Raw genomic sequence first — 20083 nt, 5'->3', positions numbered from 1 at the left:
CCTTGTGTGAGGGCCGGGGCGTTCGGTCAAGCCGTGGGTCGGTCGACTAGCGACGCAGGCCGAGACGCTCGATGAGCGCACGGTAGCGGGCGATGTCGACGTCGGAGAGGTAACCGAGGAGACGGCGACGCTGACCGACCATGAGCAGCAGACCACGACGCGAGTGGTGGTCGTGCTTGTGCTCCTTGAGGTGCTCGTTCAGGTCGTTGATACGACGCGTCAGAACGGCGACCTGGACCTCGGGGGAACCGGTGTCGCCCGGGTGGGTCGCGTACTCTTCGATGATCTCCTGCTTGACCTTCGCGTCAAGTGCCATGCGTAGATCCCCTTTCAGTCCGTTGCGCGGTGCCCGTGCCTGATGCACGAGCGCTCTTTGTCCGCGGCCGTTCGACGGCAACCGCGCAAGACTACCAGATCGCTAGACGGTCCTGGCGCGCAGGCGACGCCGACGTGGTGCCGGCAAGAGACTGCGGACGAGGCCGACGAGCGTCGCGCCGAGCAGACCGCCGAGGCCGTTCGACAGGACGTCGCGCGGATCGGCCACGCGGTAGGGCAGGTAGGTCGCCTGCGCGAACTCGATGCCGGTGGAGAGCACGACCGCGACGACCGCACCGAGGATCCACCACCGGCGCGGGAGCCACAGCGCGGCGAGCATCCCCACGGGCACGAACATCGCGATGTTGGCGAGGAACTCCACGCGGTCGTAGCTGAACCACGTGCCGTGCGGGAGCTGCTGCACCCAGGCGATCGCGTGCAGGACCAGGGAGTTCTGCGCCGCCGAGAAGACCTGCGGGGTCAGCGTCATCCGCCAGATCACCCAGGCGTACGCCGCGGTCAGGGCGAGGAGGAGGAGCTTCCGGAACATCCGGCCAGTCTGGGACACGGTCCTGGCAAGAAGCGGCGGCGACGCTGGGTGAACGCCCGGCGGGACGGGCCGGGCCTGGGCACGCCGGGGTCGCACCTGCGAGCATGGGCGCATGCCGAGTCTCGAGGGAACCCGTGCACGCCGCAGCCCCGGCCGTCGTCAGTGGACGTGGATCGGGCTCGCCGCGGTCGTCGTCGCCGCGCTCGTCGTGACGCTCGTGCTGGTGCTCCCCCGCGGCACCGATCCCACCGGCAGGCAGGTCGCCGAGCGGAAGACGGCGTCCGAGGCGTTCCCCGGCGGCCTCGCGGAGCAGCCCGAGGCCGAGAACCAACCCGGCAAGCGGGAGTCCGAGGCGCGTGCCGACGGCGACGACACCACGGCCCGGAAGATCGCCGTCATCGCGGACGAGCCGATCGCCACCTGGCTGACGAACACCTCGGTGTCCGAGACGCGCCAGACCATCCGGGACGTCGTCCGCAGCGCCGAGCGGCAGCGGAAGACACCGGTGTTCGTCCTCTACAACGTCCCGGACCGCGACTGCGGCAGCTATTCCAAGGGCGGGACCGCCGCGGATGAGTACCTGCCGTGGGTCCGGTCGGCGGTGCGGGCCATGGCGGGTTCCCGGGCAGTCGTGCTCGTCGAGCCGGACGCCATCGCCCAGATCCAGGTGTGCAAGCGCCTCGAGCAGGACCGCCTGCCCCTGATCCGCAAGGCCGTCGACGAGCTCAGCGGCCACGGCCTCACCGTGTACCTCGACGGCGGGAACGAGAACCGCGTGCCGACGGCGACGATGGCGAAGTGGCTGCGCGAGGCCGGGGTCGACCGGGTGCAGGGCTTCTTCACGAACGTCTCGAACTTCTACCGGGTCGACCAGGAACGCGCCTACGCCGACCGGCTCGCGGACGCGATCGGCGGCGACCCGCACTTCGTCATCGACGTCTCGCGCAACGGTCAGGGCTGGCGCGGGACCTGGTGCAACCCGGACGGCGCCGGCCTCGGCCAGGCCCCGCACGTCACCCGCGGTTCCACCCGGCTCGACGCGCTGCTGTGGGTGAAGACGCCGGGACTGAGCGACGGCACCTGCAACGGCGGGCCGGCCGCCGGACAGTGGTGGGAGTCGTACGCCCTCGGGCTCGTGGAGAACCGCAAGCACGACTGACCGCGGTGTCGGTGCCCGGTGGTTGCATGACGCCATGACCCCGACCGACCGCATCCGATCCGTCGTCCCGCCCTACCTGCTCCGCGCCGTCGCCGACGCCCAGGGCTTCCCACGCGCGGCCTCGGCGGCACGGACGGCGCTGGCGTCGCTCGACACCGTCCAGCGTCCGAAGCACGAGCACCGGGTCCGTCCGCAGGGCGTGAGCGGCACGGTCGACCGGTCGCCGCAGCGGACCATCTCCGACGCGCACGGCAGCACCACGCTCCCGGGCGCCCCGGTCCGGCGCGAGGGCGACCCGGACTCCGGCGACCCCGCGGTGGACGAGGCGTACACGGGCCTCGGCGACACCCACGCCTTCTGGCTCGAGGTCTTCGGCCGGGTGTCGATCGACGGCGCAGGCCTCCCCCTCGACGCCACGGTGCACTACGGGCAGGACTACGACAACGCCTACTGGGACGGCAGCCGCATGGTGTTCGGCGACGGCGACGGCGAGGTCTTCAACCGCTTCACGATCGCGGTCGACGTCATCGGCCACGAACTCGCGCACGGCGTGACCCAGTACACCGCCGACCTCACGTACGAGGGGCAGTCCGGGGCGCTGAACGAGTCGATCAGCGACGTCTTCGGCTCGCTCGTCGCCCAGTACGCCCGACGCCAGAGCGCCGACCAGGCGTCGTGGCTCATCGGCGAGGGGCTCTTCACGCCGGCCGTGCACGGCGTCGCACTGCGGTCGATGAAGGCCCCCGGCACCGCCTACGACGACCCGGTGCTCGGCAAGGACCCGCAGCCCGCGACGATGGCCGGGTACGTCGACACCACCGAGGACTCCGGCGGCGTGCACACGAACTCCGGCATCCCGAACCACGCCTTCTACCTGGCCGCCACGGCGATCGGCGGCAACGCGTGGGAAGGCGCCGGAGCCGTCTGGTGGGACGCCCTCACGTCCGACGCCGTCACCGCCTCGATCGACTTCGCCGGGTTCGCCACCGTCACCGTCGACGCCGCCCGCACGCGCTTCGGGGACGGGTCGGCGCAGCACACCGCGGTGCAGGACGCCTGGCGCACGGTCGGCGTGCTCGACTGAGCCGGGCTGCCGGCGTACCGTCGGGGGCATGCACATCGACGTCCGCCGCAGTGGGGGCATCGCCGGCACCACCCGGGGCTGGCGCGTCGACACCGATGCCTGCGACGACCCGGGCGGGTGGTCAGCGCTCGTCGGTGCCCTGCCCCGCGACGCCCCGAGTGCCCCTGTGCCGGGTGTCCGCGACGACTTCACGTGGACGATCACCGTCGAACGAACGACGGTCACGATCCCCGGCACCCGCCTCGACGGCCCGTGGGCGGCGCTCGTGACGCGCGTGCGGGCCGAGGGTACCCCGACCTGACGGACGTGCGCCGCGCCTCCCGTGCGCCCGCGCGTGCGCCCGCGCGGCGCTTCGTGAGCAGAAACGGTCGGGTCGCCCGCGCGCACCCGACCATTCCTGCTCACGAAGTGACGCGCGCGGCGCTCACGAAGTGACGCGCGCGGCGCTCAGGCGACGTCGACGACGGTCAGGCGGCGCGTCGGGCGCGTCATGGCGACGTACACGGCGGCAGCCGCGCGCGCCGCGTCCGCACCGACCCGCTCCGGGTCGACCAGCAGCACCCCGTCGAACTCGAGCCCCTTCGCATCGGCGCCCGTGAGCACCGTGACGGACCCCGGCCGGGGCGACCCGAGCGACCGGACGTCCACCTCGGTCCGGGCCAACCGCTCGCGGACCGCGTCCACGTCCGCCTCGGGCACGATGACGCCGATCGTGCCGGCGCCGATGTGCTCCCGCTCGCTGCCGACGATCGCGGCGACCGTGTCGAGCACCTCGGCCCGGCCGGACGTGACGCGCACCACGGGGTCGCCGTCGCGCACGGCCTCGGTCCGGGTGACCGCGAGGCCGGCGGCGTCCGCGAAGGCGCCGGCGGCCTCGACGATCGAGCGCGGCGTGCGGTAGTTGACGGTGAGTTCCTCGACGCGGTGCTCGATCGGCACCTGGGGTGCGCGGCCCCGACGACGGCGGGCGAGGGCGCCGACGACGTCGTCCCACGTGCGGGCGGCCCCGGGCGAGGACCCCTGCGCCATGTCCCCCACGATCGTGAACGAGCGGAGCGGGTTCCGGCGGGCGAGCACCCGCCACTGCATCGGGGAGAGCTCCTGCGCCTCGTCGACGACGATGTGGCCGTAGGTCCACTCGCGGTCCTCGGCGGCGCGCTCGGCGGTGGAGCGGGGGTCGCCGCCCTCGGCGAAGGAGCCGGCGACCTGCTCGGCGGTGACGATGCCCTCGACGCCCATGTTCTCGATGGCCTGGCGGGCGTTCTCGATGTCGCGGTTGCGGCTGGCCTTCGCCGCGCGCTTGGCCGCCCCGCCGGTGGGGTCGAACGGGCCGAGGAGCTCGGCGGCCTCGTCGAGGAGCGGGACGTCCTCGACCGTGAACGCGGCTCCCCGCTCACGCAGCAGCAGGGCCCGGCGCTCCGGGGTCCAGTGGGGGGTGAGCGAGGCGAGCCAGTTCGGCCGGGCGTACAGGTCCTCGAGGAGCTTCTCCGGCGGCAGCGGCAGCCACGCGGTGTTGAGGAGCACGCGGGCGTCGTACGACGACCGGATGTCCTCGCGCAGGACCTTCTCGTCCGCCTCGTCGACGGTGGTCCCGCGCTGGCGGAGCTGCTCGGCGAGCAACCGCGTCATGGCGTCGAGCGCGGTCTTGTTGAACGTGACGCGGGCGGCGTTGTGGGGCTTCCCGCGGTCCTGCGCACGCTTCATGGCGTCGGCGACGAGCTCGGGCGGCACGACGAGCCGCTCCCCCTCGACGTCGAGCGTGACCGACTCGGTCGGGACGACCTGGCGGGACCGCACCGCGCGACGGAGCAGCTGCGCCATCTCGGCCGAGCCCTTCACCGCGGCGATGTCGCGCTGGTCGTGCTTCGTCGCGTGCACGCCCGGGTAGAGCGAGCCGAGCGAGGCCATCACCACGCCGGTCTCGCCGAGCGACGGGAGCACCTGCTCGATGTAGGTCAGGAACGCCGGCGACGGGCCGACCATGAGCACGCCGGACCCCCGGAGCCGCTCGCGGTACGAGTACAGCAGGTAGGCCGCACGGTGCAGGGCCACGGCGGTCTTGCCCGTGCCGGGGCCGCCCTGGACGATGAGGACGCCCTCGAGCGGGGAGCGGATGATCCGGTCCTGCTCGCCCTGGATCGTCGCGACGATGTCCGTCATCCGGCCGGTGCGCTCGGCGGTGACCGCGGCGAGGAGCGCGCCCTCGCCCTGCAGGTGCGTGCGCTCGTCGTCGTAGAGCGTGGCGTCGAAGACCTCGTCCTCGATGCCGACGACGCTCCGGCCGTCGAGGGTCAGGTGCCGGCGGGCGCGCATGCCCATCGGGTGCGCGGCGGTCGCCTGGTAGAAGGCGCTGGCACCGGGGACGCGCCAGTCGAGCAGGAGCGGTCGGTGGTCGCGGTCCCGCAGGCCCACGCGGCCGATGTAGCGGAACGAGTCCTCGTCGCTGTCCGGCTCGGACACCTCGAGCCGCCCGAAGACCAGGCGGTCGCCGACGCGCTCGAGCGTCGCGATGGTGTCCTCGTAGAGCCGGGCGTACGCGTCGCGTTCACTGCGGCTCTGGTGGTTCCCGCCGACCGCCTGACGGCGGGTTTCGGCGAGACGCTGCTCGGCCTCGGCGGTCAGCTCGTCGAGACGGCCGAACAGGCCGTCCACGTAGCCGCGCTCGCGGTCGATCTCGGTCGGTTCTGACACACACAACCCTTCGGGACAGGGGAACCCAGTGTAGTCCCCCCATCCCGAAGTGAGGCTTCCTACATTTCTTCGTGCGTGTCCGGGTCGCCGTCCCAGAGGCGTCCGCGCTCGAGGCCGGAGATCGCCGCGACCTCGGCGTCGGTCAGCTCGAAGCCGAAGACGTCGAGGTTCTCGCGCTGCCGGGCCGCGTCGCCGGACTTCGGCACCGGGACGGCACCGATCTGGACGTGCCAGCGGAGCACGACCTGCCCGGGGGTGACCCCGTGCGCGGCGGCGGCGTCGACGATCGGCTGCTCCGTGAGGAGTTCCGACCGCTTCGCGAGGGGGCTCCAGCTCTCGGTCACGATCCCGAGCTCCTGGTGCACCTTCCGCAGTTCGCCCTGCGGGAAGTACGGGTGCAGCTCGACCTGGTTCACGGCCGGGGCGACACCCGTGGCGTCCACGATGCGACGCAGGTGCTCAGGGGTGAAGTTCGAGACGCCGATCGAGCGGACCTTGCCGCTGTCGCGGAGGTCGACGAAGGCCTTCCAGGTGTCGACGAACTTGTCCACCGACGGGTTCGGCCAGTGGATCAGGTACAGGTCGACCGAGTCGAGGCCCAGGTTGCCGAGGGTCTCGTCGATCGAGCGGTGCGCCTCGTCGTAGCCGTGGTGACGGCCGGGGAGCTTCGACGTGACGACGAGGTCCTCGCGTGCCACCTCCGACTCGCGCACGGCCCTGCCGACGGCGTCCTCGTTGCCGTAGTTGAGCGCGGTGTCGAGCAGCCGGTAGCCGCCCGCGATCGCCGTCCCGACGGCCGCCGCGCCCTCGTCGCCGTTCAGCCCGTAGGTGCCGAGGCCGAGCTCCGGGAACCGGTGTCCGTCGTTCAGCTCGATGGTCGGTGCGCCGACCTGCATCAGCGGACCCCGAGCAGGTCGATGACGAAGATCAGGGTCTTGCCGGACAGGAAGTGGCCGCCGCCGGCGGGGCCGTAGGCGAGCTCCGGCGGGACGACGAGCTTGCGGCGCCCGCCGACCTTCATGCCGGGGATGCCCTCCTGCCAGCCGCGCACCAGGGCGGCGAGCGGGAAGTCGATCGGCTCGCCGCGGTTCCACGAGCTGTCGAACTCCTCGCCGGTCTCGTACTCGACGCCGGCGTAGTGCACCTTGACGGTCGACCCGGCGGAGGCCACGTCGCCGGAGCCCTCGACGATGTCGGTGATGACGAGCTCGGTGGGGGCGGGGCCCTCGGGGGCGTCGAACTCGGGCTTGCTGTTCAGGTCAGTCATGCCCGCCAGTCAACCAGAGAGCGCGGACATGGCCCCGCACGTCCACGGACGGCGCCGCAGCCCCCAGAATGGTTCCACCGTGACATCATCCACACCGACCGGCGAGCGCCGTCGCCGTCTCCTCGCCGACCTCACCCCGCTCCGCCGCTCCCCCGCGTTCGCCCGGCTCTGGCTCGGCACCGCCATCGCCGGCATCGGCACGCAGATGACCACCGTCGCCGTCGGCCTCGAGGTCTACGACATCACCGGCTCGACCTTCGCGGTCGCCCTCGTCGGCGTGATCGCGCTCCTGCCGATGATCGTCGCCGGCCTCTACGGCGGCATGCTCGCCGACGCGTTCGACCGGCGCACCGTCGCACTCGTGTCCGCCGTGATCGCCTGGGCCGCCGTGGCCCTGATCGCCACGCACGCCTGGCTCGGACTGCACAGCGTCGCCCTGCTCTACGTCCTCGCCACGGTCAACGCCGTCGCCGCGACCGTGAGCAACGCCTCCCGCTCCGCGATCGTGCCCCGGCTCGTGGGCACGGACCTGCTGCCGGCGGCGAGCGCCCTCGGCGGCATCGCGTCGGGGTTCCAGGTCACGGTGGGTCCCGCGGTCGCGGGCGTGCTCATCGCGGCCGTCGGCTTCGCCCCGACGTACACGATCGACGTGGTCCTGTTCACGTTCGCGTTCCTCGGGGTGTTCACCCTGCCGCGGATGGCCGCCGACCGGGACGCGCTCCGTCCGGGGCTCAGCTCGCTCGTCGAGGGGGCGCGGTTCCTCCGACGGTCGCGGAACATCACCATGACGTTCGTGCTCGACATCGTCGCGATGACGTTCGGGCAGCCCCGCGTGCTCTTCCCCGCGATCGGTGCGCTCGTGATCGGCGGCGGGTCGATCACCGTCGGCACCCTCACCGCGGCGTACGCGATCGGAGCCCTGCTCTCGAGCGTCTTCTCCGGTCCGCTCGGACACGTCCGCCGCCAGGGCGAGGCGGTCGGCTGGGCGATCACCGCCTACGGTGGCGCCATCGCGGCGTTCGGCGTGGTCATCGCCTGCGCCCACGCGCTCGGCGGCCGCGAGGGCGACGCGTTCAGCACCGGCATCCTGCCCGCGCTCGGCCTCGCGGCGCTGTTCCTAGCGGCGGCTGGCGGCGCGGACAACGTCAGCTCGGTGTTCCGGAACACGATCCTGCAGGCCGCCTCCCCGGACGGCATGCGCGGACGCCTGCAGGGCATCTTCATCGTCGTCGTCACCGGCGGACCGCGGCTGGGCGACCTCTACGCGGGGCTGGTGGTCGCCGCCGGCATCGCGTACCCGCCGATCATCGGCGGCGTGCTGATCATCGGCCTGGTCGCGCTGCTCCTCCGCGCGGTGCCGTCCTTCCGCCGGTACGACGCACGCCACCCGCACGCGAACTGACGAGCGGAGCGGCCGCCGGACGCGACCGTCGACCGGACGGGAGGCGCGGTGCGGGCCGCCACCGCGCCTCCTGGCCCGCAGGTGTCGGGTACCGTACAACGCATGCCGGACAGCGCATCGCGCGACCTCCAGCGGACGGGAGTCCGCGCCGTGGTCCGGCGCACCTACCACTCGGTCATCCGGCACCGCGTCGTCGACGCGGCGGCGTCGCTGACGTTCTTCGCGCTGCTCACGGTGTTCCCGACGACGCTGACCGTGGTGTCGGCCCTGTCGATCGTGGACCGGCAGGGCGACAGCCTCGAGGACATCATCGGGATCCTCGGGTTCATCGTCCGCCCCGAGACGGCGGCGCACCTCGAGGGTCCGCTCCGGCAGCTCCTCACCCTGGACAACCCGTGGCTCGGCTTCGCGATCGGCGTCGTGCTGACGCTCTGGTCGCTCTCCGGGTACGCGACGGCGTTCGGCCGGGCGATGAACACCGCCTACGAGGTCGAGGAAGGGCGTCGCATCTGGAAGTTCCGCAGCATGATGCTCCTCGTCACGCTGCTCGTGATGGCGGGCGGTGCGATCGCGATCGTGATCCTGCTCGGCACCCCGACGATCTCCGCCGCGGTAATCCGGTCCTTCGGGTGGGCGCCGTGGATCGACGACCTCTGGAACGTGGTGAAGTGGCCGGTCCTCGCCGCCGACCTCGTCGTGATGGTCGCGGTGCTGTACTACGCGACGCCGAACGTGAAGACGCCGCAGCTGCGGTGGGTGTCCGCCGGTGCCGGGTTCGCCATCGTGACGTGGGCGCTCGCGACGCTCGGGTTCTCGCTCTACGTCGAGACGATCGGCGGCGGCAACAAGGCCTACGGGTGGCTCGGTGGCGCGATCCTGCTGCTCGTGTACCTGTACATCTCGAACTTCGTGCTCGTGGTGGGCGGTGAGCTCGACTCCGAGGTGATCCGGATGCGCCAGCTCCTCGCCGGGATCGAGGCCGACGAGTCCATCCGGCTGCCGCTGCGGGACGTCACGCGGAACTTCACGCTCGCCCGGTGGCGGGACGCCGACATCGCCGCCGCACACCACGTCCGGACGATCGCGGCGCAGCGGGCGGCCGAGGACGACGCCGATCCCGCCCAGGCCGAGGCGGCGGAACACCTGCGGGACCTGTCCCGGCAGGTGCGGGTCGGCGAGCCGCCGATGCCGTAGGCGCCGCGCGTCAGCGCTCGCGCGCCGCCCGGTCGAGCATCTCCTCGGTGACGACCGGGATCGCCCCCGTGGCCAGCTCGATGCCCGACAGCCGCGCCGGGCTCAGGACGCGCTGGACCTGGTCCTCCTCCATGAGCCCCGCCGCGGTCACGAGCGTCGAGATGGGCGTCGAGGTCGTCAACGCCGTGTGCGCGATCGACGCTGCGGCCGCGTACCCGATGTACGGCGTGAGCGCGGTGACGACGCCGACGTTCGTGTCGACCTGGGCCGCGAGCTTCGCCTCGTTCGCCTCGATCCCGGCCACGCAGTTCACCCGGAGCGTCGCGCACCCGCTCGCCATCCACTGCAGCGACTGCAGGATCGAGTGGGCGATGATCGGCTCGAACGCGTTGAGCTGCAGCTGCCCGCCCTCGGCCGCCATCGTGACCGTGGTGTCCGCTCCCACGACCGCGAACGCGATCTGGTTCACGACCTCGGGGATGACCGGGTTCACCTTGCCCGGCATGATCGAGGACCCCGCCTGCCGTGCCGGGAGCGTGATCTCCCCCAGGCCGGCCTGCGGACCCGAGGCCAGCAGCCGCAGGTCGTTGCAGATCTTGGAGAGCTTCGCCGCGCTCCGCTTCACGGTGCCGGACAGGGTCATGAACGCGCCGGCGTCGCTCGTCGCCTCGATGAGGTCCGGTGCCGTCACGATGTCGAGCCCGGACGCGACCTGCAGCTGGCGACGGACCTCGTCGCGGTACTGGGGGTCGGCCGTGATGCCGGTGCCGATCGCCGTCGCACCGAGGTTCGTCTCGGCGAGCAGCGGCATGACCGTCTTGAGCAGGAGGACGTCCTCCTGGATGGTGTGCGAGAAGCCGGTGAACTCCTGCCCGAGGGTCATCGGCACCGCGTCCTGCAGCTGGGTGCGTCCGATCTTCAGCACGTCCTGGAAGGCGTGCCCGCGCTCCGCGAAGGCGTCGGACAGCGCCTCGAGCTGCGACACGAGCCGCCGCACGCCGAGGATCATCGCGAGCTTGATGCTCGTCGGGTACGTGTCGTTCGTCGACTGGCTGCGGTTGACGTGGTCGATCGGGTGCAGGTACCCGTAGTCGCCCTTCTCGCGGCCGAGGAGCTCGAGGGCACGGTTCGCGAGCACCTCGTTCGTGTTCATGTTCGTCGAGGTACCGGCACCGCCCTGCACGATGTCGACGACGAACTGGTCCCGGAGCGAGCCGTCGCGGACCTCCTGCGCGGCACGGTCGATGGCGTCGGCACGCTCGGCGTCGAGCACCCCGATCGCCTTGTTCGCCCGGGCGGCCGCCTGCTTGACGGTCGCGAGGGCCTCGATGAGGTCCGGGTAGACCGCGATCGGCACCGAGGTGATGGGGAAGTTCTCGAGGGCGCGGAGGGTGTTGATGCCCCAGTACGCGTCCGCTGGGACCTCACGCGACCCCAGGGAGTCGGTCTCGGTACGGGTCTGTGCTGCTTCGTTGCCGGTCACGCCCACGAGGGTAGCCCGTCCGGCCGGTCAGGGCCGGGCCCCGGCCCGGGCGGGCGCGTCGCGACGTGCGCGGACGTCGCGGGTGGCGCCGTGGACGCGCGCGGTGACGGCCTGGAGGCGCGGTGCGGGCCGGCACCGTGCCTCCAGGCCGTCAGGGGGTCGCGCCCAGGGCACGCACGCCGGTCGGCGCGGGATGCGTCAGTGGAACTGCGGGACGATGAGGTAGATGCCGTAGAGGACGGCCGCGCCGCAGACGACGAAGCAGGCGACGGACAGCGTCCGGAACCAGCGCACGGCGGTCGTGACGTTCGACGGGTGCGGGAACCCGACCGTCGCCGGACCGATCGTGCCGTCGTCCTTCACGGTGAACTTGCCGGCGCGGGTGTCCGCGGCGCTCCAGAAGCGGAGGCCGATCGAGTACACGGTGACCACGAAGCACGCGCCGACGAGCGACACGATCGCCACGGTGAGGAAGGCGAACCAGTCGATGCCCATCAGCGTCGTCCTCCCTTGCGGCCGGCCATGCGGCGCAGGGTGCGCTCGCGGCTCAGCTCGGCTCGACGCGCGGCGACGGTCTCGGCGCGCTTCTTCCGCTGCAGGTCACGCAGCTCCTTGCGGGTGAACACCGCGTTGGCGGCGACGTCCACCTCGATCGCCGCGGCCTGCTCGTGCGGCTTGCGGAGCGACCACAGGTAGAGCCCGAGGATCACCGCGGCGCCGACGACCGCGTCGATGACGAGGCCCGTGACGCCGAGGCGGGCGATGCCGGACGCGACCGCGCCGACGGCAGCGGCTGCCGGGAGGGTGATGAACCAGGCGATCACGATCTTGCCGGCGGTGGACCACTGGATCTTCGACCCGCGGCGACCCAGACCGGCGCCGATGATCGAACCCGAGGACACCTGCGTGGTGGACAGCGCGAACCCGAGGTGGCTCGAGGCGAGGATCGTCGCCGCGGTCGAGGCCTCGGCCGCGAAGCCCTGCGTCGCGCGGATCTCGGTGATGCCGGACCCGAGCGTGCGGATGATGCGCCACCCTCCGGTGTACGTACCGAGGGCGATCGCCAGGGCGCAAGCGATGACGACCCAGAACTGGACGCCCTGCTCGGACGACTGCGCACCCGAGGCGATGAGGGTCAGCGTGATGACGCCCATCGTCTTCTGCGCGTCGTTCGTGCCGTGCGCGAGCGACACCATCGAGCTCGTGAAGACCTGGCCGATGCGGAAGCCGCCGCGCTCGTTCGGGAAGACCGGGCGCCGGGTGATCCGGTACGCGATCCGCGTGGACAGGAACGAGACCAGCGCGGCGATCACCGGCGAGAGGAACGCGGGGATGATCACCACCGTCAGCAGGACCGCGTAGTTGACGGCGTTGAACCCCGCACCGACGATCGCGGCACCGATGAGCCCGCCGAACAGCGCGTGCGAGGACGACGACGGCAGGCCGCGCAGCCACGTGATCATGTTCCAGACGACCGCCCCGATGAGCCCGGCGAAGATCATCTCCGGGCTGATCGCCACGCCTCCGGGCCCCTCGTTGATGAGGCCGTGCGAGATCGACGTCGCCACCGCGGTGCTGAGGAACGCACCGACGAGGTTGAGCACCGCGGCGACCGTGACGGCCACCTTGGGCTTCATCGCACCGGTGGCGATCGGGGTCGCCATCGCGTTGGCGGTGTCGTGAAAACCGTTTGTGAAGTCGAAGAAGAGGGCCAACGCGATGACCAGGACGACTATGAGTGTGATGTCCACCGCGGGCAAGTGTCCCAGGCTGGACGCCGCCTGGCAAACCCTGTCGGACACCTGCTGTTCATGTCGCCTTCGGACTCGTTCAGATCCGGAACCATTCCGATGGGAGAATGGACGGCATGGACACCGTCGAGCTCCTCATCCTGTTGGTCGGATCGCTCGCGGTGACGGGGTTCGCTCGGGCCAAGGGACTGCCGGCGCCACTGCTCGTGACGGCCGTCGCCCTGGCCGCGTCGTTCCTGCCCGGCCTCCCGCCGATCGAGATCGACTCCGAGGTCATCCTGACGATCATCCTGCCGCCGCTGCTCTACTCGGCGGCGCTCGACGTGTCGTGGCAGAGCTTCCGGCAGTCGATCAAGCAGATCCGTCGACTCGGCATCTTCCTCGTGATCATCACGGCACTGGCCGTCGGCCTCGCGGCGTACATCATCATCCCCGACATGGACTGGCCCGCGGCGATCCTGCTCGGCGCGATCGTCGCCCCGCCGGACGCGGTGTCGGCCGCCGCGATCGGCCGGAAGCTCGGGCTCCCCCGCCGCGTGATGACGGTGCTGTCCGGCGAGAGCCTCATCAACGACGCCGCGTCCCTGACGCTCGTGCGCGTCTTCACCCTGATCGCGGCGGGCACCTCGCTGACGATCTGGCAGGACCTCGGGATCTTCGGCCTCGCGATCGGCGTCGGGCTGGCGGTCGGCATCGTCCTCGGCGTCGCGGTGCACTGGATCCGGATGCGGATCAACGACCCGGTGGTCGAGACGATCATGAGCATCCTGCTGCCGTTCGTCGCGTACATCCTCGCCGAGGACCTCTCCGGCTCCGGGGTGATCGCGGTGGTGACCGCCGGCCTCTACATCGGCTACAACTCGCCGAAGGAGGGCTACGCGACCCGGCTGCAGGAGCGCCCGCTCTGGACGAGCATCGACGTCATCCTCGAGGGGTTCGTCTTCGCCCTCATCGGCCTCCAGCTCAACACCGTCGTGCAGGACCTCGTCGAGAGCGAGCGCAGCCTCGGGCAGACCCTGACCGCCGCGGCCGTGGTGCTCGTGGTGGTGATCCTCGTGCGGCCGCTCTTCGTGTTCGAGTCGTACGTGCGCAACCGCTTCAACGGCAGGTGGTTCCGACCCCTACGCATCCGGCTGTCCCGCGGCCATCCGTCCCTGCGGTGGATGCGCGGCTCGGCGGAACCGAAGCTCAACTGGCGCGAGCTGACCGTCATCTCGTGGACGGGCATGCGTGGCGTGGTGACCCTCGCCGCGGCCGTGTCGGTCGTGGCGAACCCGGTCGACATCAAGGCCCAGGACACCATCTTCATCATCGCGTTCATCGTGACGGTGGGGACCCTCCTGCTCCAGGGACTCACCCTGCCGTTCGTGATCCGGTCGCTCAAGGTGCAGGACCCGGCCGAGGGCGAGGAGGACGTCCGCAGCGAGATGCGCCTCAACCAGCGCACGACCGAGGCCGCGATCGAGCTGCTCGAGAAGCGACGTCCGGACTGGTCGAAGCAGTACGGCGACGAGGCCGTCGATGCCGTCGTGAACCGGCTCAAGGCCCGGCTCGAGCGCCAGGCGGAGACGTTCCGCCGCGACGCCGAGGAAGAGGAGGACGAGGAGCGCAACACCCCGGTCCGCCTGCGGGGTGCGCAGATCCAGGACATCCGGCGGGAACTGCTCGACCGTCGCCGCGAGATCGTGCTCGAGGAACGCGAGAAGGGCAACCTCGACGAGGAGGTCATGCGCCGCGTGCTCGTGACCCTCGACGCCGAGGAACTCGCGATGGACTCGGCGCAGGCGTCGCGCAGCCGGTCCTGACCGCGACCAGGATCCCGGGCGTATCCTGGCGGCCCGACCCAGAACAGGAGCGCATCGCCGAGTGAGCACGCCGCGGAACGACGTCCCCAGGAACAACGACCTCCCGGATCGTGACGGGGGGCCGCGGCAGTCATCCGCTCCCAAGCAGCGCGCGACCCGTCCGTCCACGCGCGGTGGTTCGAAGCCCCGACGCGGTGCCCCGGTCGCCGGCACCCGGCCGGCCCGCACCGGCTCCGGCGGTTCCGGTCGCGTCCGGCAGGCACCCGTCCCGGAGCCGCAGCGCATCAGCGGCTACCGGCGTTGGTTCGGGACGCTGCACCCGTCGCTCCAGTTGATCGGCCTGCAGCTCTGGATGCCGCTGTTCTTCATCGTCGGCTTCTGCCTCTGCTACGTCTTCGCGTTCCACGCCCCGCACCCGCACGACGTCCCCGTGGCACTCGTCGGCAGCGACCCGACCCTGGTGGCCGCGATGCAGAAGGCGCTGCCGGGCGAGTACCTCTTCCACACCTACGACTCCCTCGCGCAGGCCAAGCGCGACGTACTCGCCGGCACCATGGCCGTGGCGTACGACCCCTCGACGAACGAGGTCTTCAAGGCCACCGCGCACCAGTTCCAGGTCGCCTCGCTCGTGCCCGTGACGCTGAGCACCGTCCTGACCGGCATCGGGGTCGCCGCCCCCACCGTGACCGAGCTGGCTCCGCTGCCCGCCTGGGACGAGTACGGCACCGTCGCCATGTACGTCATGCTCGCCTGGTGCATCGGCGGCTACATGGTCGCGATGTTCATCGGCATCATGGGCGGCCCGCTCCGGCACCGCACCCGCATGGCCGTCATCGTCGTCGGTGGCCTGGTCATCTCGCTCATCACGAACACCCTCGCCGGGCCCGTGGTCGGCGCCATCCACGGACACTGGATCGAGCTCGTCCTCATCGCCTGGGGCTGGATCGTCGCGATCGGCCTCGCCGTCAACGGGCTGAGCTACTTCGTCGGCCGGTTCATCGCCGCGCCGGCCATGATCTGCTTCGTCTTCCTGTCGATGCCGTCGTCCGGCGGCGCCTACCCGAAGTGGTTCATGCCGGAGCCGTTCGCGTGGCTCAACAACGTCGTCGTCGGCTCGAGCATGGTCGACATGATCAAGCACCAGATCTACGGCGTCGGCCCGTCGTACTCGCGCGGCCTCATCACGATGGCCTGCTACGCCGGCGCCGGACTCGTCCTCATGTACTTCGGCAAGCAGTGGTGGGAGCGCCGACGCATCCGTGCCATCGTCACCGGCCGCACGACGATGTTCCAGGACGCCCAGACCGCGAACCGCGAGTTCCTCGGCAAGCAGCGCGACGCCGAGCTCGAGCGCCACGGGCTCACCTCGACCGAGACCGGCACGCTGAGCGTCCTCCACGACGACGACTGGGAGGACGAACGCGTCGGCGGCGACGTCTTCATGGGCGGTCGCGACGGCCTCGAGACCGAGACCACGCCCACGGGTCGCATCCCCGTCGTCCGTGGGGACCGCACCGGTCCGGTGCAGCGTCCAGGAGGCGCGGCGACCGGCCCCCGCACCCGTCCCGTCCCACGGGCCGACGGGTCCAGGGCACCGGGTCGCGCCGACGCCACGGGTCGCCCCGCCGACGGCGCCGGCGAACGACCGCACGGTCGGCACGCGGACCGCTGAGCCCCGGGCTGCGCGCCGCGCCGCGCACGCGGCGCCCGTGCGTGTGCGGCGCCCGTGCGTGTGCATGTTCCGACATCGCACGCGTCGATCGACGGGCACGATGTCGAACGGTGCACACGCATCCGATGCACGTGCACACTTCGACACTGTGCGAGTCGATCGACTCGCGTGATGTCGCACGGTGCACGCGCATCGACACGACCGACGCCCGGACCGCGTCCGCACGGCGCGTATCCTGGGGGCATGAACCCGCGCATCGCCTGGCACCGCGTCCTCGTCACCGTCGTCGTCGTGTTCCTCGTGCTGACGGTCGGGTTCTACGCGGCGAGTGTGCTGCTCGCCCCCGCCGACGGCCGCAACGTCGCCGGGCTGTTCGTCGGCTGGGCGATGTTCGCGATGATCGGCGCGATCGTGTTCGGCATCATCGACTTCTTCGTGCGCCCGCTCGGCGGACGGAGCGGTGACGCCGAGGTCATCGCCGCGGCCGAGGAAGCCCGCACCGGCAGCACCCGCACGCAGACCCCCACCCGGTAGGACGACGCGCTGGGACGGCGACGGGTCAGGGTCCCGACGGCGCTCCAACCCCGGTGCCGGTGTAGCCCGACACCGTGGCATCGTCCTCGGCGAACGTGAACCGCGCCCGCACCGAACCCCCGCCGAGCACGCCCGGCAGCCAGTACTTCGCGTCGTCCCACATCGCGTCGAACGGCACGGCGTCGACCGGGATCCAGCGGGGTTCGAGTTCGTCGCTGCCCGACGGGCTGCCCTGCCAGCGGCGGCAGACGAAGACGTCCGAGACCTGGGACCAGGACGGGCGGTACGGGAACCGGTAGTCCAACGTGCCCCGCGCCTCCAGGTCCGCCGCGTCGATCCGCAGGCCGACCTCTTCCGCGACCTCGCGCACCGCCGTCTCGACGGCGGACTCCCCCGGTTCCCGCTTGCCGCCGGGTCCGACGAGCCGGCCGGTCCCGAGGCCGCGTCGCTTCTCACCGAGGAGCACCTCGGGGCCCTGCTCGCCGTCGCGCACGAGGTAGACGACGACCACGGCTGGGTGCTGGGACTTGCTCGGGTCGCGTGGGGTCACGCGTCCAGTCTGGCCGAAGTTCTGGCGTAGGCTTTTTCCATGGCGGGCACGCTGCGGGGGCACCATGGCTGAGCCGGGCAGGACCGGGCGCAGCCTCGAAGTGCTGCGCGCCGAGGCAGCCGAGGAGATCTCGATGATCGTCGAGCACCGCAGCCGCCAGGGCGAGGACCCGTGGGAGTTCATGCCGACGCTCCCCACCGTGGACGAGCAGGTCGTGCTCATCCTCCGCGCCGACTCCGTCGAGCTGGACGCCGCGATCGGGCAGCGGAGCGCGCAGTGGTCGATGCACCCCGCCTCCGGGCAGGGCACCCGCCTCGGCGAGGAGTACCACCGGCTCCGCCGCATCGCGCTGCAGCACCCCGAGCTGACGCCGGCAGTGTGGAAGCTCATGGGCGCGCTCCCCGAAGCCGGCTAGGTCGTTCCCGGCCGGGCTGCGGTTGGATGGCCCCATGACCGAAACCGTGCTCGCCGTCCTGAACCAGCCCTCCCGCGATCGCGCGCCGCACGACCCCGCGGCGGACGCGTTCACGTGGGCGAAGCCCCTCGAGGAGCACGTCCAGGTGCAGGACCTCGGCATGATCCGCGGCGACGGGGTCTTCGAGACCGTCACCGTGATCGACGGGCACCCGCAGGCGCTCGAGGCACACCTGGCGCGCTTCGGCCGCTCGGCCGCGATGCTCGACCTGCCCGCACCCGACACCGACGCCTGGCGCCGGGCGATCGAGGCGGTGTGCGCCCGGCTCGACCCGGTCCGCGAGGCCTTCGTCAAGACCGTCCTCACCCGCGGCGTCGAGGGAACGGACCGCCCGACGGGGTGGGTCTACGCGGCACCGTCCGGCGACTCGACCGCCGCACGCACCGAGGGCATCTCCGTCGTCACGCTCGACCGCGGCTACCGGCACGACGTCGAGCGGACGTCCCCGTGGCTGCTGCAGGGCGCGAAGACGCTGTCGTACGCGGTGAACATGGCAGCGCTCCGCGAGGCCGGCCGACGCGGAGCGGACGACGCCGTGTTCGTCTCGACGGACGGCTACGTGCTCGAGGGCACGCGCGCGAACCTCGTCCTCTCCGTCGGCGGGCGGCTCGTGACGCCGCGCACCGACATCGGGATCCTCGCCGGGACGACGCAGGCCGACGTGTTCCGCTTCGCCGAGGAAGCGGGCATCGAGACCGCCTACGAGCTCCTCACGCTGGACGACTTCCACGCGGCGGACGCGGCCTGGCTCGTCTCGAGCGTGCGCCAGGCGGCGCCGCTCCGGTCGGTGAACGGTGTCGCGCGGGCGATCGACGCGGAACTCACGACGCGGATCAACGACTTCCTGCTGGCGCGCGAGGTCTGAGACCCGCCTGCGGGCGGCGGACGGGAGGCGCGGTGCGGCCCGCACCGTGCCTCCCGTCAGGAACCTGGTCGCTACCAGCGCGGCGTGGTGACGCCCGTGCCGTCGGCCCACTCGAAGACGGACTCACCCTCGATCCAGACGCGCGTTGCGCGGCTGGTCGCGTCGAGCGGGTCGCCGTCCCACAGGACGAGGTCGGCGTCGTAGCCCTCGGCGAGGCGGCCGACGCGGTCCCCGAACCCGAGGAAGTCGGCGGGGTTCGTCGTGAGCGCCTCGAGCGCGGTCTGGCGGGGCAGCCCCTCCTTCACCGCCGCGGTGGCCTGGTCGACGAGCATGCCGATCGGGACGACCGGGGCGTCGGTCGTGATCGCCACGCGGACCCCGGCCGCCGCGATCGCCGCGAGGTTCGGGATGCCGCGGTCACGGAGCTCGACCTTCGAGCGGCTCGTGAAGAGCGGGCCGTAGATGACGGGGATGTCCTTCTCGGCGAGGACGTGCGCGATCTTGTGCGCCTCGGTGCCGTGGTTCACGACCAGGCGGTACCCGAACTCCTCGGACAGCCGGATCGCGGTGGCGATGTCGTCGTGGCGGTGCGTGTGCTGGTCCCACGCGAGCTCGCCGTCGAGGACGCGGACGAGCGCCTCCTTCGTGAGGTCGCGGGCGAACGGCTCGCCCTTCGCGGCGGCGGCGTCGCGGGCGGCACCGTAGTTCTGGGCCTCGACGAAGGCGTCGCGGATGATCTTCGCGACGCCGAGACGGGTGGACGGGGTCTGTCCCTTGCCGCCGTACACGCGCTTCGGGTTCTCGCCCAGCGCGCTCTTGATGCTCACCGCGTCGGAGATGAGCTGCTCGTCGATCGTGCGGCCGCCCCAGGTCTTGATCGCGACGGTCTGGCCGCCGATCGGGTTGCCGGACCCGGGCTTGACGACGATCGAGGTGATGCCACCCGCGAGGGCGTCGCGGAAGCCCTCGTCGTCGATGTCGATCGCGTCGATCGCGCGAACCCCGGCCATGTTCGGGCCGGTCATCTCGTTCGTGTCGTTGCCCGCCTCGCCGTTCGCCTCCTCGTGGATGCCGACGTGCCCGTGCGACTCGACGAATCCCGGGACGAGCCACGCACCCGCGGCGTCGACGACCGGCAGCCCGGCCGGGGGCGAGACGTCCGGGCCGATCGCGGTGATGCGACCGTGCTCGACCACGACGGCGCCGCCGTCGAACTCGGGGGCGGTGACGGGGACCACGTGTGCGTTCGTCACGACGAAGGAGTTGCTCATGCCACCACGGTACCG

At 71.6% G+C, this 20083-nt stretch carries 20 protein-coding genes; 10 read left to right on the top strand and 10 right to left on the bottom strand.

Annotation, left to right across the window (positions count from 1 at the left end; all coding sequences use genetic code 11):
* Positions 1-46 precede the first annotated feature (46 nt).
* Positions 47-316, bottom strand: a complete 270-nt coding sequence (rpsO, locus tag ACIPEP_RS15150) for a 30S ribosomal protein S15 (RefSeq protein ID WP_070416523.1) — start codon at positions 314-316, stop codon at positions 47-49.
* Positions 317-418: 102 nt separating this feature from the next.
* Positions 419-865: a VanZ family protein gene (locus ACIPEP_RS15145; protein ID WP_175473608.1), complete on the bottom strand. Its 447-nt coding sequence runs from the start codon at positions 863-865 to the stop codon at positions 419-421.
* Between the two features lie 112 nt (positions 866-977).
* On the opposite strand from ACIPEP_RS15145, the gene ACIPEP_RS15140 reads away from it, so the two are divergent.
* The 3 genes from ACIPEP_RS15140 to ACIPEP_RS15130 are packed head-to-tail and all read left to right on the top strand — an operon-like array spanning position 978 to position 3409.
* On the top strand, positions 978-2024 hold the full coding sequence (locus ACIPEP_RS15140; protein ID WP_402717710.1) for a glycoside hydrolase family 6 protein: 1047 nt from the start codon (positions 978-980) through the stop codon (positions 2022-2024).
* A gap of 34 nt (positions 2025-2058) precedes the next feature.
* Positions 2059-3108, top strand: a complete 1050-nt coding sequence (locus ACIPEP_RS15135; RefSeq protein WP_402717709.1) for a M4 family metallopeptidase — start codon at positions 2059-2061, stop codon at positions 3106-3108.
* Positions 3109-3136: 28 nt separating this feature from the next.
* Entirely contained in the window at positions 3137-3409 is a 273-nt protein-coding gene (locus ACIPEP_RS15130; RefSeq protein ID WP_402717708.1) for a protealysin inhibitor emfourin, read from the top strand.
* A gap of 146 nt (positions 3410-3555) precedes the next feature.
* On the opposite strand, the gene ACIPEP_RS15125 is transcribed toward ACIPEP_RS15130, so the two are convergent.
* Genes ACIPEP_RS15125 through ACIPEP_RS15115 form a run of 3 tightly spaced genes read right to left on the bottom strand, consistent with a single transcriptional unit; the run spans position 3556 to position 7066 of the window.
* Positions 3556-5799 carry a HelD family protein gene (locus ACIPEP_RS15125; RefSeq protein WP_402717707.1) on the bottom strand — a complete coding sequence of 748 codons (2244 nt, stop codon included), beginning with the start codon at positions 5797-5799 and terminating at the stop codon, positions 3556-3558.
* 59 nt (positions 5800-5858) lie between these two features.
* On the bottom strand, positions 5859-6695 hold the full coding sequence (locus ACIPEP_RS15120; RefSeq protein WP_309779066.1) for an aldo/keto reductase: 837 nt from the start codon (positions 6693-6695) through the stop codon (positions 5859-5861).
* Entirely contained in the window at positions 6695-7066 is a 372-nt protein-coding gene (locus ACIPEP_RS15115; protein ID WP_092094011.1) for an FKBP-type peptidyl-prolyl cis-trans isomerase, read from the bottom strand. Before ACIPEP_RS15115 ends, ACIPEP_RS15120 begins: the two co-directional genes overlap by 1 nt.
* A gap of 79 nt (positions 7067-7145) precedes the next feature.
* On the opposite strand from ACIPEP_RS15115, the gene ACIPEP_RS15110 reads away from it, so the two are divergent.
* Both ACIPEP_RS15110 and ACIPEP_RS15105 read left to right on the top strand, forming a co-directional pair.
* Positions 7146-8468: an MFS transporter gene (locus ACIPEP_RS15110; protein WP_083403314.1), complete on the top strand. Its 1323-nt coding sequence runs from the start codon at positions 7146-7148 to the stop codon at positions 8466-8468.
* 102 nt (positions 8469-8570) lie between these two features.
* Positions 8571-9662: a YihY/virulence factor BrkB family protein gene (locus tag ACIPEP_RS15105; RefSeq protein ID WP_402717706.1), complete on the top strand. Its 1092-nt coding sequence runs from the start codon at positions 8571-8573 to the stop codon at positions 9660-9662.
* Positions 9663-9672: 10 nt separating this feature from the next.
* On the opposite strand, the gene ACIPEP_RS15100 is transcribed toward ACIPEP_RS15105, so the two are convergent.
* The 3 genes from ACIPEP_RS15100 to ACIPEP_RS15090 form a co-directional block, all read right to left on the bottom strand.
* Positions 9673-11145: an aspartate ammonia-lyase gene (locus ACIPEP_RS15100; protein ID WP_402717705.1), complete on the bottom strand. Its 1473-nt coding sequence runs from the start codon at positions 11143-11145 to the stop codon at positions 9673-9675.
* Positions 11146-11343: 198 nt separating this feature from the next.
* Positions 11344-11640: a hypothetical protein gene (locus ACIPEP_RS15095; RefSeq protein WP_071301687.1), complete on the bottom strand. Its 297-nt coding sequence runs from the start codon at positions 11638-11640 to the stop codon at positions 11344-11346.
* Positions 11640-12896 (bottom strand): inorganic phosphate transporter, encoded by a 1257-nt coding sequence (locus ACIPEP_RS15090; RefSeq protein ID WP_402717704.1) that lies wholly within the window; start codon positions 12894-12896, stop codon positions 11640-11642. Before ACIPEP_RS15090 ends, ACIPEP_RS15095 begins: the two co-directional genes overlap by 1 nt.
* Before the next feature lie 116 nt (positions 12897-13012).
* Between ACIPEP_RS15090 and ACIPEP_RS15085 the strand changes: the two genes are divergently transcribed.
* The 3 genes from ACIPEP_RS15085 (at position 13013) to ACIPEP_RS15075 (ending at position 16907) form a co-directional block, all read left to right on the top strand.
* Positions 13013-14701, top strand: coding sequence for a cation:proton antiporter (locus ACIPEP_RS15085; RefSeq protein WP_402717703.1), 1689 nt, complete (start codon positions 13013-13015; stop codon positions 14699-14701).
* Positions 14702-14762: 61 nt separating this feature from the next.
* Positions 14763-16373: an ABC transporter permease gene (locus tag ACIPEP_RS15080; protein WP_402717702.1), complete on the top strand. Its 1611-nt coding sequence runs from the start codon at positions 14763-14765 to the stop codon at positions 16371-16373.
* Between the two features lie 243 nt (positions 16374-16616).
* On the top strand, positions 16617-16907 hold the full coding sequence (locus tag ACIPEP_RS15075) for a hypothetical protein (protein WP_071295411.1): 291 nt from the start codon (positions 16617-16619) through the stop codon (positions 16905-16907).
* A 25-nt stretch (positions 16908-16932) separates the two neighbouring features.
* On the opposite strand, the gene ACIPEP_RS15070 is transcribed toward ACIPEP_RS15075, so the two are convergent.
* Positions 16933-17457: an 8-oxo-dGTP diphosphatase gene (locus tag ACIPEP_RS15070; protein WP_402717701.1), complete on the bottom strand. Its 525-nt coding sequence runs from the start codon at positions 17455-17457 to the stop codon at positions 16933-16935.
* A gap of 64 nt (positions 17458-17521) precedes the next feature.
* On the opposite strand from ACIPEP_RS15070, the gene ACIPEP_RS15065 reads away from it, so the two are divergent.
* Both ACIPEP_RS15065 and ACIPEP_RS15060 read left to right on the top strand, forming a co-directional pair.
* Entirely contained in the window at positions 17522-17872 is a 351-nt protein-coding gene (locus ACIPEP_RS15065) for a tryptophan synthase subunit alpha (RefSeq protein WP_336697846.1), read from the top strand.
* Between the two features lie 34 nt (positions 17873-17906).
* Positions 17907-18797 (top strand): aminodeoxychorismate lyase, encoded by an 891-nt coding sequence (locus tag ACIPEP_RS15060; RefSeq protein ID WP_402717700.1) that lies wholly within the window; start codon positions 17907-17909, stop codon positions 18795-18797.
* 71 nt (positions 18798-18868) lie between these two features.
* Here ACIPEP_RS15060 and ACIPEP_RS15055 read toward each other — a convergent pair whose 3' ends face one another.
* Positions 18869-20068 (bottom strand): amidohydrolase, encoded by a 1200-nt coding sequence (locus ACIPEP_RS15055; protein WP_402717699.1) that lies wholly within the window; start codon positions 20066-20068, stop codon positions 18869-18871.
* Positions 20069-20083: the final 15 nt, after the last annotated feature.

This window comes from Curtobacterium sp. NPDC087082 (assembly GCF_044745045.1).
Classification (GTDB): Bacteria; Actinomycetota; Actinomycetes; order Actinomycetales; family Microbacteriaceae; genus Curtobacterium.
This window is presented reverse-complemented; position numbering and strand designations above follow the sequence as displayed.

Excerpts from the sequence above, each read along its gene's own strand:
- ACIPEP_RS15135 (WP_402717709.1), top strand. The coding sequence starts at position 2,059 with ATGACCCCGACCGACCGCATCCGATCCGTCGTCCCGCCCTACCTGCTC.
- ACIPEP_RS15055 (WP_402717699.1), bottom strand. The coding sequence starts at position 20,068 with ATGAGCAACTCCTTCGTCGTGACGAACGCACACGTGGTCCCCGTCACC.
- ACIPEP_RS15065 (WP_336697846.1), top strand. The coding sequence starts at position 17,522 with ATGGCTGAGCCGGGCAGGACCGGGCGCAGCCTCGAAGTGCTGCGCGCC.
- ACIPEP_RS15085 (WP_402717703.1), top strand. The coding sequence starts at position 13,013 with ATGGACACCGTCGAGCTCCTCATCCTGTTGGTCGGATCGCTCGCGGTG.
- ACIPEP_RS15145 (WP_175473608.1), bottom strand. The coding sequence starts at position 865 with ATGTTCCGGAAGCTCCTCCTCCTCGCCCTGACCGCGGCGTACGCCTGG.
- ACIPEP_RS15115 (WP_092094011.1), bottom strand. The coding sequence starts at position 7,066 with ATGACTGACCTGAACAGCAAGCCCGAGTTCGACGCCCCCGAGGGCCCC.
- ACIPEP_RS15140 (WP_402717710.1), top strand. The coding sequence starts at position 978 with ATGCCGAGTCTCGAGGGAACCCGTGCACGCCGCAGCCCCGGCCGTCGT.
- ACIPEP_RS15075 (WP_071295411.1), top strand. The coding sequence starts at position 16,617 with ATGAACCCGCGCATCGCCTGGCACCGCGTCCTCGTCACCGTCGTCGTC.
- ACIPEP_RS15105 (WP_402717706.1), top strand. The coding sequence starts at position 8,571 with ATGCCGGACAGCGCATCGCGCGACCTCCAGCGGACGGGAGTCCGCGCC.
- ACIPEP_RS15130 (WP_402717708.1), top strand. The coding sequence starts at position 3,137 with ATGCACATCGACGTCCGCCGCAGTGGGGGCATCGCCGGCACCACCCGG.
- ACIPEP_RS15095 (WP_071301687.1), bottom strand. The coding sequence starts at position 11,640 with ATGGGCATCGACTGGTTCGCCTTCCTCACCGTGGCGATCGTGTCGCTC.
- rpsO (WP_070416523.1), bottom strand. The coding sequence starts at position 316 with ATGGCACTTGACGCGAAGGTCAAGCAGGAGATCATCGAAGAGTACGCG.
- ACIPEP_RS15120 (WP_309779066.1), bottom strand. The coding sequence starts at position 6,695 with ATGCAGGTCGGCGCACCGACCATCGAGCTGAACGACGGACACCGGTTC.
- ACIPEP_RS15060 (WP_402717700.1), top strand. The coding sequence starts at position 17,907 with ATGACCGAAACCGTGCTCGCCGTCCTGAACCAGCCCTCCCGCGATCGC.